Source organism: Gordonia sp. 852002-50816_SCH5313054-c (assembly GCF_001665925.1).
GTDB lineage: Bacteria > Actinomycetota > Actinomycetes > Mycobacteriales > Mycobacteriaceae > Gordonia > Gordonia jacobaea.
The window spans coordinates 211,759-228,005 of record NZ_LZTE01000029.1; the positions used below are offsets into that span (position 1 = coordinate 211,759).

Here is a 16,247-nt window from a genome sequence, read left to right on the forward strand (position 1 = left end):
TCGATACCGTCGGTGTCGAGTGTTTGAGATCGTGAAACGTTGGAGTGAGTTATGGTTCACGAGTGTCAGAAGTAGGCTCAGCCTCGACCGCGTCGTCGACCCACGCGGGTTCGGCGATGACGATGCTGGGTGCGTCGCGTCGTCGACGCGCCGAGGAACAGGAGCGTCGGATCATCGACGCGGCGTCGTCGGAGTTCGTGCGCTCCGGGGTCCGTCGAGCCAACATCGACCGCATCGCCCGCGACGCAGGCGTCAGCCGCAGCACGCTGTATCGCCGTTTCCCCAGCAAGGATGCGCTCCTGGCCGAGGTCGTGCTGCAACTGCGCAGGGACTTCTTCTCCGAGATGCAACAGGCTGTTCGCGACCTCGACCCGCGCGAGGCGGTGATCGAGGGGTTCCAGGTGTCCATCACGCGTGCTCGCAGCAATGAACTCGTCACCCGAATACTCGCCGACGAGCCGGGCGCCGCCGACCTGATCATCGGATTCGACGGCCCGTACGTGGTGGAAATGGTCGGGCAGTTCAGTCAGAGCATCGTCGACTCCCTGCGCGCCGCCGGCGCCAACATGCCCGACGCCGACCTGCGGCTCGCGTCGGAGACACTGTTTCGGTTGATCATGTCGTTCGCGCTCACCGACTCGCACACCGTCGACATCGACGACGCCGACGCGCTGCGCGACTACGCCTCGAAGTTCCTCGCCCCGATGTTCTGGTGATCTCGACAAGCTCGATCAGCGGGGGTTGCGCGCGATCAGCGGGGGCGTCGAGTGGGCGTCTCGTCGCGTCGACTGGGCGGCGCCGGGTTTCTATTGCGGACCCGATATGACCGCATTGGCTGCGATGCTCGGTTCGTCGAGTGATCGGCACTCGGCTCGAACCTCGAAGCGCCCCACCTGAAAGGCCACAATCATGGATTGGACACTGGAAGTCGCGTTTCTGCCCGTCACCGACGTCGATCGAGCAAAGGACTTCTACACCAGGATCGGGTTCAACCCCGACCACGACTCGTCCCCCACCGACGAGATCAGGTTTGTGCAGATGACACCGCCCGGCTCGCGCTGCTCGATCGCTTTCGGCCGGGGCATCGTCGACGCCGCGCCACCCAACGCCGGAACACTGATGCTCTGCGTCTCCGACATCGAGGCTGCGCGCAAGGAGCTGCTCGACGCCGGCGTCGACGCCAGTGAGGTCGACGTCCAGTCGTGGGGCCACTTCGTCTACTTCGACGATCCTGACGGCAACCACTGGAACGTGCAGTATTTGCCCTACCGCTACGAGTGAGCGTCCGACGCATCGGAACGCAAAACGGCCCCGCACCTCGTGAGGTGCGGGGCCGTTTCGGTGATCTCGACAGGCTCGATCAGCGGGTTACCGCTCGATCAGCCGGTTAACGCCGATCAGCGATGATCTCGACAGGCTCGATCAGCGAGAGCGAGCTCGATCAGCGGGCTACCGCCGATCAGCGGGTTGCCGCCGATCAGCGGTACTCGCTGCCGAAACCGTAGTCGTCCAGCGGAACCGCAGCGCCGGCGGGAGCACCGAAGGTGCCGTCCGGGCTGTAGTAGGTGTCGTCGTAGGACGGCACCGCGTAGGCGGCCGCGCGGGCCTCCTCGGTCGGCTGGACCTCGATGTTGCGGTACCGGTTGATGCCCGTACCAGCCGGGATCAACTTACCGATGATCACGTTCTCCTTCAGACCGATCAGCTTGTCGCTGCGGCTGTTGATGGCCGCATCGGTCAGGACACGCGTGGTCTCCTGGAACGACGCCGCCGACAGCCAGGACTCGGTCGCCAGCGAGGCCTTGGTGATACCCATGAGGACCGGACGTCCGGCGGCGGGCTCGCCACCCTCGGACACGACCTGCCGGTTCGCGGCCTCGAACTCGGCACGCTCGGTGAGCGAGCCGGGCAGGAACTCCGTCGAACCCGAGTCGATGATCGTCACGCGACGCAGCATCTGACGCACGATGGTCTCGATGTGCTTGTCGTGGATCGACACACCCTGGCTCCGGTAGACCTCCTGGACCTCGTTGACCAGGTGCACCTGCACCTGACGCGGACCCATGACGCGCAGCACCTCGTGCGGGTTCGCCGAACCCTCCATGAGCTGCTGGCCCACCTCGACGTGGTCGCCGTCGGCGAGAAGACGCTCGGAGCCGTCGTCGTGCTTGAAGACACGCAGACGCTGACGCTTCGAGATCTTGTCGTAGACAACCTCTTCCGATCCGTCATCGGGGATGATCGTGATCTTGTAGAAGCGGTCGTCGTCCTCCAGGCGAATCCGTCCGGAGACCTCCGCGATCGGTGCGACACCCTTGGGTACGCGCGCCTCGAAGAGCTCCTGGACACGCGGCAGACCACCGGTGATGTCGTCACCGACGCCACCCTGGTGGAACGTACGCATCGTCAGCTGGGTACCGGGCTCACCGATCGACTGGGCCGCGATGATACCGACGGCCTCGCCGATGTCGACGAGCTTGCCGGTCGCCATCGAACGGCCGTAGCACATGGCGCAGACGCCGGTGCCGGTCGCGCAGGTCAGGACCGAACGGACCTTGACCTGGTTGATGCCTGCTGCGAGCAGAGCCTCAATGGCCGGATCGCCGAGGTCGTGACCACGTTCGACGATGACGTTGCCGTTCTCGTCGACCGCGTCGGCGGCCAGGGTGCGGGCGTACGCCGAGGTCTCGACGTGCGCGTCGCGGATGATCGAACCATCCGGCTGCTTCTCGCCGAGCAACACGTTGATGCCGCGCTCGGTGCCACAGTCGGTCTCGCGGACGATGACGTCCTGGCTCACGTCGACCAGACGACGGGTCAGGTAACCCGAGTCGGCCGTACGAAGTGCGGTGTCGGCCAGACCCTTACGAGCACCGTGCGTGTTGATGAAGTACTCGGCGACGGTCAGACCCTCGCGGAACGAGGACTTGATCGGACGCGGGATGAACTCACCCTTCGGGTTCGTCACCAGACCCTTCATGCCCGACAGGTTTCGCACCTGGGTCATGTTTCCGGTCGCGCCGGACTTCGGGATCATGGTGATCGGGTTGTCGTCCGGGTAGTAGTCCTCCATGGCCTTACCGACTTCCTCGGTGGCCTGCTTCCAGATCTCGACCAGAGCATCACGACGCTCGTCCGGGGTGAGGGCACCACGCTGGAACTTGCGCTCCAGTCCGTCGGCCCGCTCCTCGTAACGCTCGAGGATCTCCGCCTTGGCCGGCGGCACGAGCACGTCGGCCATCGACACGGTGACACCCGAACGAGTGGCCCAGTAGAAGCCGACGTCCTTGAGCTTGTCGACGGTCTGTGCGACGACGATCATCGGGTAGCGCTCGGCGAGATCGTTGATGATCGCGGCCTGACGCTTCTTCGGCATCTGCTCGTCGACATACGCGTACTCGACGGGGAGCAGCTCGTTGAAGAGCACGCGACCCAGCGTCGTCACGACGTCCCACGGCTGACCGAACTTCCAGCCATCCGGGAACTGCTCGGCCTCGATGTCGGCAGGCGGACGCTGATCGGTCAGACGCACCTTGATGCGCGACTGCACGGTGAGCGCACCGCGGTCGACGGCCATGATGGCCTCGGCCGGGCTCGAGTAGACGCCGCGCTCGATGTCGTCGTCGGTTGCCGGCGTGTACTCGCCTGCCGCGCCCTCCTTGAGGGTGGTCAGGTAGTACAGACCGGTCACCATGTCCAGACGCGGCATGGCCAGCGGGCGACCCGACGCGGGCGACAGGATGTTGTTCGACGACAGCATCAGGATGCGCGCCTCGGCCTGCGCCTCCGCACTCAGCGGGAGGTGCACGGCCATCTGGTCACCGTCGAAGTCGGCGTTGAACGCCTCACACACGAGCGGGTGCAGCTGGATGGCCTTGCCCTCGACGAGCTGCGGCTCGAAGGCCTGGATACCCAGGCGGTGCAGCGTCGGAGCACGGTTGAGCAGCACGGGGTGCTCGGCGATGACCTCTTCGAGGACGTCCCACACGGCCGGGCGCTGACGCTCGACCATGCGCTTGGCGCTCTTGATGTTCTGCGCCTGGTTCAGGTCGACGAGACGCTTCATCACGAACGGCTTGAACAGCTCGAGAGCCATCAGCTTGGGCAGACCACACTGATGCAGCTTGAGCTGCGGGCCGACGACGATGACCGAACGGCCCGAGTAGTCGACGCGCTTACCGAGCAGGTTCTGACGGAAACGACCCTGCTTGCCCTTGAGCAGATCGGACAGCGACTTGAGCGGACGGTTGCCCGGTCCGGTGACCGGACGGCCGCGGCGGCCGTTGTCGAACAGGGCGTCGACAGACTCCTGCAACATCCGCTTCTCGTTGTTGACGATGATCTCGGGAGCACCGAGGTCGATCAGTCGCTTGAGGCGGTTGTTGCGGTTGATCACACGACGGTAGAGGTCGTTGAGGTCGGAGGTCGCGAAGCGGCCACCGTCGAGCTGCACCATCGGACGCAGCTCCGGCGGGATCACCGGCACAGCGTCGAGGACCATGCCCAGCGGCGAGTTGCCCGACTGCTGGAACGCCGCGACGACCTTGAGTCGCTTGAGCGCGCGCAGCTTCTTCTGACCCTTACCGCTGCGGATGGTCTCGCGCAGCGACTCGGCCTCGGCGTCGATGTCGAAGGTCTCGAGGAGCTTCTTGATCGCCTCGGCGCCCATCGCACCGGTGAAGTACTCGCCGTAGCGGTCCTGCAGCTGGTGGTAGAGCTTCTCGTCGATGATCAGATCGCCCGGGGAGAGCTTCACGAACTTGTCCCACAGCTCTTCGAGAGCGTCGAGCTCACGCTGTGCTGCGTCGCGCATCCGCTTCATCTCGCGGTCGCCACCGTCGCGCACCTTGCGGCGCACGTCGGCCTTGGCACCCTCGGCCTCGAGCTCGGCGAGGTCGGCCTCGAGCTTCTGCTGACGCTCGTTGAGGTCGGCGTCGCGCTGATCGGCGACGGCCTTCTTCTCGACCTCCATCTCGGCCTCGAGCGTCGAGAGCTCGTTGTGGCGGAGCTCGTCGTCGACCGAGGTGATGACGTATGCGGCGAAGTAGATGATCTTCTCGAGATCCTTCGGCGCGAGGTCGAGCAGGTAGCCCAGGCGGCTCGGGACACCCTTGAAGTACCAGATGTGGGTGACCGGTGCGGCCAGCTCGATGTGGCCCATCCGCTCACGACGCACCTTGGCCTTGGTGACTTCGACGCCGCAGCGCTCGCAGATGATGCCCTTGAAGCGCACGCGCTTGTACTTGCCGCAGTAGCACTCCCAGTCGCGAGTAGGTCCGAAGATCTTCTCGCAGAACAGGCCGTCCTTCTCGGGCTTGAGCGTGCGGTAGTTGATGGTCTCCGGCTTCTTGACCTCGCCGTACGACCAGTTGTGGATATCGTCGGCCGTTGCAAGACCGATTTTCAGTTCGTCGAAAAAGTTGACGTCGAGCACTTGTTACCTTTCCAGAGCTCTGTCAATAAAGGGCCGTTGGCCGCCGGTCACGGAAACTCCGTGACCGGCGGCAGCGAGATCAGTTCGCGAGGTCGTCGACAGTGGCCGACTCGTTGCGCGACAGGTTGATGCCGAGGTTGGCGGCTGCGCGCTCGAGATCCTCGTCGTCGGTGTCGTGCATCTGAATCGCCGCACCGTCGGAGCTCAGCACCTCGACGTTCAAGCAGAGAGACTGCAGCTCCTTGAGGAGCACCTTGAACGACTCGGGGATGCCCGGCTCGGGGATGTTCTCGCCCTTGACGATGGCCTCGTAGACCTTGACGCGGCCGACCACGTCGTCGGACTTGATCGTCAGCAGCTCCTGCAGGGTGTAGGCAGCGCCGTACGCCTGCATGGCCCAACACTCCATCTCACCGAAGCGCTGGCCACCGAACTGGGCCTTACCGCCGAGCGGCTGCTGGGTGATCATCGAGTACGGACCGGTGGAGCGAGCGTGGATCTTGTCGTCGACCAGGTGGTGCAGCTTGATGATGTACATGTAGCCGACAGACACCGGGTACGGGAACGGCTCGCCGGAACGACCGTCGAACAGCATCGCCTTGCCGTCGCCGTTGACCATGACCTCACCGTCGCGGTTCGGAAGCGTCGAGGACAGCAGTCCGGTCAGCTCCTCCTCGCGGGCGCCGTCGAACACCGGGGTTGCGGTGTTGGTGTCGGGCTCGGCCGAGTACATGTCCTCGGGCAGCTTCGACGCCCAGTCGGGCACACCATTCGCGACGTTGATGTTCCAGCCGGTCTTGGCGATCCACCCGAGGTGGGTCTCCAAGATCTGACCGATGTTCATACGACGCGGAACACCGTGGGTGTTCAGGATGATGTCGACAGGGGTGCCGTCGGGCAGGAACGGCATGTCCTCCTGCGGGAGGATCTTGCCGATGACGCCCTTGTTGCCGTGGCGGCCTGCGAGCTTGTCGCCGTCCTGGATCTTGCGCTTCTGGGCCACGTACACGCGGACCAGCTCGTTGACACCGGGTGCGAGATCGTCGTCGTCGTCGCGGCTGAAGACGCGGACGCCGATGACCTTGCCGGTCTCACCGTGAGGCACCTTGAGCGACGTGTCGCGAACCTCGCGAGCCTTCTCACCGAAGATCGCGCGGAGCAGACGCTCTTCCGGGGTCAGCTCGGTCTCGCCCTTCGGGGTGACCTTGCCGACCAGGATGTCGCCGTCGCGGACCTCGGCACCGATACGCACGATGCCGCGCTCGTCGAGGTCGGCGAGGACCTCGTCGGAGACGTTCGGGATGTCACGCGTGATCTCCTCGGCCCCGAGCTTGGTGTCGCGGGCATCGATCTCGTGCTCCTCGATGTGGATCGAGGTGAGCACGTCCTCCTCCACGAGCCGCTGGCTCAGGATGATGGCGTCCTCGTAGTTGTGACCCTCCCACGGCATGATCGCCACGAGCAGGTTCTTGCCCAGTGCCATCTCGCCGTTCTCGGTGCACGGACCGTCGGCCAGGACCTGGCCTGCCTCGACGCGCTGTCCCTCGTCGACGATCGGGCGCTGGTTGGCGCACGTGCCGTGGTTGGAACGGGCGAACTTGCGCATCCGGTAGGTGTCGCGGGTGCCGTCGTCGGCCATCACGGTGATGTAGTCGGCGGAAACCTCTTCGATCACACCGGTCTTGCCCGAGACGATGACGTCGCCGGCGTCGACCGCCGCACGCAGCTCCATACCGGTGCCGACCAGCGGCGACTCGTTACGGACCAGCGGCACGGCCTGACGCTGCATGTTCGCACCCATCAGGGCGCGGTTCGCGTCGTCGTGCTCGAGGAACGGGATCATCGCGGTAGCGACCGACACCATCTGTCGCGGCGAGACGTCGAGGTATTCGACGTCGCTCGCGCCGACGAACTCGACCTCCGAACCCTTCTTACGGACCAGCACGCGATCGTCGGTGATGGTTCCGTTGAGGTCGAAGTTGGTGTTCGCCTGGCCGATGAGGAAGCGATCTTCCTCGTCCGCGGTCAGGTACTGGATGTCGTCGCTGACGACGCCATCGACGACCTTGCGGTACGGCGTCTCGATGAAGCCGAACGGATTGACCCGTGCGTACACCGACAGCGAACCGATCAGACCGATGTTCGGACCCTCAGGGGTCTCGATCGGACACATGCGGCCGTAGTGCGACGGGTGGACGTCGCGGACCTCGAGGCCCGCACGCTCACGGCTCAGACCACCCGGGCCCAGAGCCGAGAGACGACGCTTGTGCGTCAGACCCGACAGCGGGTTGTTCTGGTCCATGAACTGCGAGAGCTGCGACGTTCCGAAGAACTCCTTGATCGCCGCCACGACGGGACGGATGTTGATCAGGGTCTGCGGGGTGATCGCCTCGACGTCCTGGGTCGTCATGCGCTCACGCACGACGCGCTCCATACGCGAGAGTCCGACGCGGATCTGGTTCTGGATGAGCTCGCCGACGGTGCGCAGACGACGGTTGCCGAAGTGGTCGATGTCGTCGACCTCGATCGGAACCTCGAGGCTGTCGGGTCCGGCGACCTGCGAGAACGACACGGTGTGCGGGTCGGCATCGTGCAGACGCACGAGGTACTCGACGGTCGCGGCGATGTCTTCGCGGGTGAGGACCGACTCGCCCGTCATCGGGTTGTCGGTGAGGCCCAGCTTCTTGTTGACCTTGTAGCGGCCGACGCGGGCGAGGTCGTAGCGCTTCTCCTTGAAGAACAGGTTCTCGAGGAGGTTCTCGGCCGACTCGCGGGTCGGGGGCTCGCCCGGACGTAGTTTGCGGTAGACCTCGAGCAGCGCCTCGTCCTGGTTGGCGGTGTTGTCCTTCTCCAGGGTCGACATCATGATCTCGGAGAACCCGAAACGCTCGCTGATCTCTTCGTTCGTCCAGCCGAGAGCCTTCAGCAGCACGGTGACCGGCTGACGACGCTTGCGGTCGATGCGCACACCGACGGTGTCGCGCTTGTCGACGTCGAATTCCAGCCATGCGCCACGGCCCGGGATGACCTTCACGGTGTGGAGGGTCTTCTCGGTGGCCTTGTCGATGGAGGCGTCGAAGTAGACGCCTGGGCTACGGACGAGCTGAGACACGACGACACGCTCGGTGCCGTTGATGATGAAGCTGCCCTTGTCGGTCATGATCGGGAAGTCGCCCATGAAGACGGTCTGCGACTTGATCTCACCGGTGTTGTTGTTGATGAACTCCGCGGTGACGAACAGGGGCGCCGCGTAGGTCATGTCCTTGTCTTTGCACTCCTCGACGGAGGCCTTGACCTCGTCGAAGTGAGGGTCGGAGAAGGAAAGCGACATCGAGCCCGAGAAGTCCTCGATCGGCGACAGTTCGTGGAGGATGTCCTCCAGACCGCCGACGGGGTTCTCTTCGCCACGGGCGATGGCCTTGGCGCGCCACTCGGGGGAGCCGACGAGCCACTCGAAGGAATCGAGCTGTAGATCAAGGAGGCCCGGTACCTCCAGAGGCTCGCTGATTTTCGCGAACGATGCGCGGTGCGGCGCATTCGGGATGGTGGTTGAGGTGGACTGGCGATCGACTGCCAAGGTGCGTCCTTCCAACACGAGGGTTCTGCCTAGCGGTGTGTGCAACAAGCGCTAAGTGGCTTGGTGGGCCGTTCGCTGGTGACAACCTTCGATCGCGATCACCATGCACACACCAGAGGAGAATGTGGCCAGAAGGAGAATCGACAGATGGACAGGAGGCAGCCAGCGCAACGTCCAACTGTAGCAGAAAATAGACGCACTTTGTCAAGTAGCGTCTGGAAACGATTTCGCACTGGTGGCTGCCCGCGCTGCAATCGCTGGTCACAGATTGGCCCGCCAACGCCGCCACGTCAAGCGGTACGCGCCAATTTGTGTAAGAAAATTAGCGCCTCACCTGCGTGATGCCGCGTCGAGGGGGTCAAAGCGTCGACTGTTCAGCATCACGACGCGCGTAGAACACGCGCTGGCCACATGGCCGCGCTGGGCAGTTTTGCACGACGAGGAGCCGCGGTCGGGCGACTCAGATATCTGCGACCTTGGCGATGAGCCACGAGTCGCCGTGCTTCTCCATGTTCACCTGGTAGCGCGGGGTGAGGCTCTGTGTCGGTACGCCGTTCTGGGTGCCGGACAGGATCATGTTGACCACGATGACAGCGCGGGAACCGTCGCCGCTGCCGGTGAGGTCGCGCACGCCGATCGCGTCGATCTGGCAGTCGGTGGTGGCTTTGGCCTGCTCCATGACCTGTTTGAGGGGCGCGACCTGCTTGTTGAACTGTGCGAGCGCCTCCCCTGTCAGTCCCGACCTCGCGTTGTTCGACCACTCGTCGAACTTCGTTCCGTTGGCGGAGTTGGCCGTGCAGACCTTGGTCTGGGCCTGGGACACCAGTTCGCTGGTCGCTGCCTGGTCGATGAATGCCTTGTTCGAACCGATTGTCGCGCCCGGGTGGACTGCCAGCACGATCGCGGCGATCGCGAGCACGCCCGTGATGATGCCGAGAACCGTCAACGTGCGACGGCTCAGCTTCACAAACGACGACGGTGAAGCGCCCCTGCGTGGTTTCGAGGCCTGATCCGTCGACACCGGCGTCGTCGTACTTTGCGACGCTGCGGTGTTGGGTTTGATCGTCGAGACGCGTGCGACACGTCGGGTCTTCGCGGTCGGACGTGCCTCCGCGACGTCGGAGTCGGACTTCTCGAGCGACGGGCCGGTGTCGGTGGTTTCGGCGGCCTCAGTGGTTTCAGCGGCTTCCGTGGTTTCGGCGGCATCCGTTGTGTCAGCGGCCTCGGCCTTTTCGGCTGCTTCGGCGCTCTCTGCGCTGTTGTCAGCGACGTCGGTGCTCTCAGCAGCCTCGGCCGTTTCGACGGCTTCGGCGTCTGCGCTCTCGGCGGCCGGGGCGTCGACCGGCGAAGTCTCAGCGACCTCGGGAATCCCCGTAGTCTCCGGACTCCGGGTGGTCTCCGCGACCTCCGGGGTCTCCGTGGTTTCGGGCGTCTGCGGGTCGCCGGCGGCCGAGGTACGGCCGCGGCCGGCGACTCGTGGCCGGTATGCGGAGGGTCGACGGGACGGGCCGTTGCCCGGCTTACGCGGTGGGCGTGCCATCAGTTCCCCCCTCCCTGTTGCTGATTACCGGAGCCCGACTGTCCCGGCTCCTCTACGTTGATCCCGTCCAGCGGAGAGATGTTCGACGCCTTCCAGGTGCCGTCCACGTCCGTCATGGTGACCGAGAAGCCCATCGTCTGGGTCACGCCGGCCTCGTTGGCCCGCTTGGCCGTGGCGTCGACGTAGATCAGCACCTTCGCCGTGCCGGCGTCGGCGTTGACCTCGGTCGGAGCCGACCGCTTGAGCCGGGACGTCAGCGTCGCGGCTTGCGGCCCCGCCTGCGTGATCTGCTGATTGAGCGTCGTCACGTCCTGAGCGGTGATCTGCTCCTTGGCTTTGCCGGTCAACGAGCTGTCGACGCGACGCTTCCAGTCAGCGGTGTTCTTCGGGTCGACGGTCGTGACGTTGATGATCGCTTGCTCGGCACCCGACACCGCCTCGTCGCGCGCGGTCTGGATCGGCTTCTCGACGAAGTACACCTCGTAGGCGCGGTAGCCGAAGAAAGCGACACACGCAGCGGCGACAAGCACCGCGACGATGGCGAGCACGCCGACGAGCGGGTGGCTGCGCCATGTGCCGTCGTTGGCGTTCGTCGGCTCCGACGCCTGTGTCGGGTCAGTCATGGTGGTCATCGGGCGTCACTGTAGCGAGCACACCTGAGAGAGAGCCAATTCGATCGACACACATCGTCGACGACGCGGCGCTCCCGCCGGTCAGCCACCGAATCCGTCGGTGCCGAACCCACCCGGCTTCACCGGACGGACGCCCATCATCGCCGCCAACTGCGTGGCCAGCGGCGTCAGGTTGAGCTTGTCCGGATCCTTCTTCGGGGTCGAATCCCAGGGCTGAGGTGTGTTCGGGTTCGCGTACTCCACGCGCTTGGCGCTGCGCACACCGGTCGGATTTCCGAACGGGACGTTGCAGGACGCCTGCGTGTTGAACGGGAACTCGTCGTAGCGGATGTCGAATGTCGGGTCCTTCTTACGGATGTTGTCGATCATGGCGTCGGTCGACTCGTAACCACGCGTACATGCCGGCGGGTTATTGGTCTCGAGCACGATGCCGAAGTGGATCTGGCCATCGCCGGGCGCAGGTGAATGGCTACCCGCCGACAGCGCCGACAGCATCGCGAACGTTCCGTTCGTCATGTAGCCGGCGGGCTGGATCGTGCGTGCAACCTCGGAGAGCTGACCGACGACCTTGCCGATGTCGCCGCCGTTCTTCTGGATCAGATTCGAGATCTGCGTCGCCGACGTCGTTCCGGTGGTGAGCAATCGCCTCAGGTCCGGGTCGGACGCCGCGAGCGTCGCGGTGACCAGGTCGAGACTGCGCGACCAGGCGAGGATCTGATCGGACTGCTCGGCTTGCGTCGCCAGCACGACGTTCGCGTTGTTGATCAGCGAGATCGTCTGGTCGAGGTTGTCGACACCTGCGCGCGAGAGCTTGCCGAGCGAGTCGACGAGCCGCGTCAGGTTCTCGGACTGCCCGTTGAACGCCTTGCCCAGCTCGGTGATGACCGTGTGCAGGTCGTCGATCGGGATCGACTGCGTGAAGTCGATCGCCGACGACACGACGTCTTCGAGTGGTGGTGGAACCGACGACCGCGTGATCGTCGAGTTGTCGGCCAGGTAGGGCGAGCCCGTCGACTGCGGTTGCAGGTCGACATACTGCTCACCGATCGCCGAACGGTTCGCGATCACCGCCACCGAATCCGCCGGGATCTGCGGCGAGTTCGAGTCGATGACGAGTGCGACGTTCACTCCGGTCTTTGTCAGCTCGAGCTTGCCGACACGACCGACCGGGATGCCCATGTAGGTCACCTCGGCATTGGTGAAGATGCCGCCCGAATCCTTCAGCGACGCCGTCACCGTGTACGTGCCGATGCCGACCGTCTTGTCGAGTCGTGCGTACTTGGCGCCGACAAAGGCGATCGCGACCAGGCCGACGACCACGAACAAGATGAGCTGGATCTTCGCGAGTCTGCTGATCATCTATCCGACCCCCAGGAGTTTCAGCGGACCATCGATGAACCTCTGGTCACTCGACGCCGGCGCCGGGAAGTTGGCGGGTTTGGCCGCCGACGCCCCACTGCCGCGCGGGACCGTCGCCGATGCCGGATAGCGGCCACCCGACGGTGGTGTGTTCGGACCCGGTGTCGCATTGGGAGCGGGCGGCAACAACGTGATGGTCGGCCAGCCGTAGCGCGGGCCGTTCCCGTTGATGTACGGGTTGCTCTGATTCACCGGAACGCTGTGACGCTGCGACGGCTGGTACTTCGGCGTGCCCTGTCCGACTCCCAACGCCTCGAGCTGGTTCAACAGCCGCAGGTCGAGCGTCATGAACAGGTTCGTCGAGTCGCCCTGAACAGCAGGCAGCAACGAATCCGGGAACGGGTGCGTCAGCATCAGCGGTGCCGCGGTGATGAGATCCGGGGCAGCCTTCGCGAGCTCTGTGAGCACGGGACGCAGCGCCTTCAGATCGGTGATCAACGCATCGTGCGATCGTCCGAGAACGTCGGTGCCGACCTGTCCGAGCTTGTCGAGCTTGGTCAGCAGGTCGACGAACTGCGGACGCTGCTCCTCGAGCACCGCCACACCTGCAGGCAGTTCCTTGAGGATGCGGTCGATCTGCGTCGTCTGCGCCGCGGCCCTGTCCGACAACCTGTCGAGGCCGTCGATCGCCGCGAGAATCGAGTCGCGCTGGCGATTGAGACCTGCCACGAGCGAACTGGCGTTGCCGATCAGGTCGTGCACCTTGTCGGCGCGACCGTCGAGCGCCTTGTTGAGCTCGGTCACGATCGGTTCGAGCTGGTTGATCCCACCACCGTTGAGCAGCATCGACAGCGCACCGAGCACCTGCTCTATATCGGTTGCGGTACGAGTGCGATCCAGCGGGATCGCCGTCGACTGGTCCTGGCGTGGCAACGACGCACTGTTCGCAGGCTCTGTCAGAGCGACGAACTTCTCGCCGAGCAGTGACGTCTGCTGCACCGCCGCGCCGGCCTGATCGGACAGGTCGATGTCGTTCTTCACCTTGACGGTGACCAGCGCGAACCATTCGTTCTTCGGGATCTCGACGCTGGTCACACGCCCGACGGGGATACCGTCACGCTTGACCACCGACTGCGGAACCAGGTCGAGGATGTTCGAGAACTGGATCTTGTAGGTGCGCGGGTTGTCGCCGACGTCGACGCCGCCGGGCAGCGGGATCGACTGGATACCATTCGACCCGCAGCCCGCGACCGTCAGCACCGCTGTCAGCACCACCACCGCGGCGATGACCCCACGCCACGCGCGCGGAACGAACTCACCGAGACGCCGAGTCATCAGTTACCTCCCGACCGTGGTGTGGCCGACGGCTTCGCCGATGCCGGCGTTTTGGTCGCCGGTCCCGGGTTCGCCTGCGGGTCGGGTGTCCCGGGAACGGTTCCCGGCACCGGGTACTTCTGCAGCTTGTTGTTGCTCATGATGCCGAACGGCAACACCGGCAGGATCGGGGTGAGCACGTTGTTGGTGATCTGCTTGCCGATCGTCTTGCACTGGTTGATGAACGGCTTGAGCGTGTCGCTGAACTGATCTGCCGCGGGATTGCCCGGTAGCAGCGCACCGAGGTCGAGGAACTGACAGGTCGACTGTGTCGGGTCCTGCAGGTCCGGCAGCGTGAGACGCATGGCGATCGTGCCCGACTCCGCGTCGTACGCGTTGATCAGGTTGTTGATCGTCAGCGGCAGCACGGTCAGCGTCTCCTTGAGACTCTGTTGAGTGTTGACGAGCGCCTGGGTCGTCGGCTTGAGATCGTTGACGGTCTGGCCGATCTGCTCGCGGTTGTCGGCGACGAACGTCGCGACGTCGCCGAGCGCGATCGACAGCTTGTTCAGCGCGGCCGACAGTTGCTGCCGCTCCCCCGCGAGGAACGTGTTGAACGACGCCATCTGGTTGTTGAATTGGCGTACCTGGGAGTCGTTCTCTTTCAACGCTCCGACGAACACGTCGAGGTTGTTGACGGTGTCGACGATGTTGCCGCGCGAGTCCGACAGCGTCGTCGTCGCCTTGGACAGATTCTCGATGGCATCGCCGAGCTTGGCGCCGTTGCCCTCGAGGTTCTGCGCGCCGACCGCGACGAGGTCGCTGACCGCGCCGTCTTTGTTGGCTCCGTTGGGACCCAACGCCTTCGACAGCTTTTCGACGCTCTCGTAGATCTTGTCGACCTCGACGGGAACCATCGTCTGCTTCTCGGTCAGCGTGATGTTTCGCGGCGCCTTCGGGCCACCCGAATAGGCGGGCGTCAGCTGCACGTAACGGTCGGCGACCACTGACGGGATCACCTGAACCGCACGCACGTCGGCGGGGAGGTCGACGCCGCGGTTCACGGTCATCGTCACCTTGACGGTCTGGCCGTCGGGGGTGACCGAGTCGACCTTGCCGACGGGCACGCCGAGAACCCGGACGTCGGAACCCTTGTAGATACCGACGGTCCGCGCGAACGTCGCGTTAATCTTGGTGGTCCCCATCGAGCTGAAGACCCACCACAGCGCACCGGCGACGATCAGCGCGAGAATCAACCCGAGCACGATGATCACGATGTGGCGTGGGGTGAACCAACGTCCGGGACCGGAGGTCTTGGACAGATCCGGGGTGGTCATCCGGTTGCCTCCGTTCCACCGTTGTTCTGGTTCGCCTGCTTGTTGGGCAGGCGCGTCGTGTTCTGCTGCGGCAGCGCAGGCGGCAGGAGGTTGGTCACCACGGACTCGAACCACCGACCGTTGCCGAGCACGTTCGCGTAGAGCCGATAGAACGGCGCCATGTACGTGATCGTGTCCTGAAGGTTCTTGTTCTGCTCCTTGAGCAGATCGTTGACACCCTTCAGCGAGTCGAGCGCCGGGCCGATCTGAGCCTCGTTGTCCCGAACGATCCCACTCAGCGAATCACTCAGTGCCGTCGTCGTTTTCAGCAGCGCCGAGATGTTCTTCTGGCGGTTGTTGAGCTCGTCGAGCAACTGGCCTGCACCCGCGATCAGCTTCACGAACTCCTGGTTGCGATCGGCGAGAATCTTCGACGTGCTCTTGGTCGCCTCGAGAAGCTTCTGCACCTCTTGGTCGCGGCTGGCGATCGTCTGCGACAGACGCGTGACGCCCTCGAGCGCAGGTCCGACATCGCCCGACGTTCCGGAGAACGTGTCGGAGATCGCCTTCATCGACGTCGCGAGCTGATCGGTGTTCAAGGTCTCGACCGAGTCGGCGGCGTCGGAGAACGCCTCGATCACGTCGTAGGGCGACACCGTATCGGTGAGCGCGACACTCGGGTCGGCGATCTTGCTGCCACGGGGATTGAGCGACAGATACTTCTGCCCCAGCACCGTCTTGATCTGGATCGACGCCTGCGTCTGATCGCCGATCCACGTGTTGGTCACGCGGAATTTCACGTCGACGCGGTTTCCGTCGAGCGAGACGTCGCTGACCTCACCGACCTTCACGCCCGCGACGCGCACCTCGGCGCCCTTGCGCAGCCCGGCGGCCTCGGTGAACTTGGCCGTGTACTGGGCACCCGCACCGACGAGCGGCAACGAGGTCAGGTAGAACGCCGACACCGCCATCATGAGCAGGATCAGGATACCGATCGCACCGATACTGACGGGGCTGCGATGCCCACCGAATCGCTTGTGCCCCGGCTTCTTCTGGGCTGTTCCGTCTGCCATGC

General features: G+C 64.5%; 10 protein-coding genes. 2 read left to right on the plus strand and 8 right to left on the minus strand.

Translation table 11 applies throughout. From position 1 onward, the window contains the following. The first annotated feature begins 62 nt into the window (after positions 1-62). Both A5788_RS05370 and A5788_RS05375 read left to right on the plus strand, forming a co-directional pair. Positions 63-716, plus strand: coding sequence for a TetR/AcrR family transcriptional regulator (locus tag A5788_RS05370; protein WP_231894170.1), 654 nt, complete (start codon positions 63-65; stop codon positions 714-716). A 193-nt stretch (positions 717-909) separates the two neighbouring features. Continuing rightward, positions 910-1,281 carry a VOC family protein gene (locus A5788_RS05375; protein ID WP_064866746.1) on the plus strand — a complete coding sequence of 124 codons (372 nt, stop codon included), beginning with the start codon at positions 910-912 and terminating at the stop codon, positions 1,279-1,281. Positions 1,282-1,477: 196 nt separating this feature from the next. Here the strand turns inward: A5788_RS05375 and A5788_RS05380 are convergent, their stop codons facing one another. From A5788_RS05380 to A5788_RS05415, 8 genes are all read right to left on the minus strand, one after another. Next, entirely contained in the window at positions 1,478-5,434 is a 3,957-nt protein-coding gene (locus A5788_RS05380) for a DNA-directed RNA polymerase subunit beta' (protein ID WP_064866748.1), read from the minus strand. 79 nt (positions 5,435-5,513) lie between these two features. Next, positions 5,514-9,011: a DNA-directed RNA polymerase subunit beta gene (gene rpoB, locus A5788_RS05385; protein ID WP_049699013.1), complete on the minus strand. Its 3,498-nt coding sequence runs from the start codon at positions 9,009-9,011 to the stop codon at positions 5,514-5,516. A 460-nt stretch (positions 9,012-9,471) separates the two neighbouring features. Next, a complete protein-coding gene (locus A5788_RS05390) occupies positions 9,472-10,551 on the minus strand; it encodes a hypothetical protein (protein ID WP_064866750.1) in 1,080 nt (359 codons plus the stop codon). Further along, positions 10,551-11,183: a hypothetical protein gene (locus A5788_RS05395; RefSeq protein WP_064866752.1), complete on the minus strand. Its 633-nt coding sequence runs from the start codon at positions 11,181-11,183 to the stop codon at positions 10,551-10,553. Before A5788_RS05395 ends, A5788_RS05390 begins: the two co-directional genes overlap by 1 nt. Positions 11,184-11,264: 81 nt before the next feature. Beyond that, positions 11,265-12,542, minus strand: a complete 1,278-nt coding sequence (locus A5788_RS05400) for an MCE family protein (protein WP_064866754.1) — start codon at positions 12,540-12,542, stop codon at positions 11,265-11,267. Continuing rightward, positions 12,543-13,877, minus strand: a complete 1,335-nt coding sequence (locus A5788_RS05405) for an MCE family protein (RefSeq protein WP_049698692.1) — start codon at positions 13,875-13,877, stop codon at positions 12,543-12,545. Then, entirely contained in the window at positions 13,877-15,193 is a 1,317-nt protein-coding gene (locus tag A5788_RS05410; RefSeq protein WP_049698691.1) for an MCE family protein, read from the minus strand. Before A5788_RS05410 ends, A5788_RS05405 begins: the two co-directional genes overlap by 1 nt. Next, positions 15,190-16,245, minus strand: coding sequence for an MCE family protein (locus A5788_RS05415; RefSeq protein ID WP_005209189.1), 1,056 nt, complete (start codon positions 16,243-16,245; stop codon positions 15,190-15,192). The genes A5788_RS05410 and A5788_RS05415 overlap by 4 nt, the downstream gene beginning before the upstream one ends. Positions 16,246-16,247: the final 2 nt, after the last annotated feature.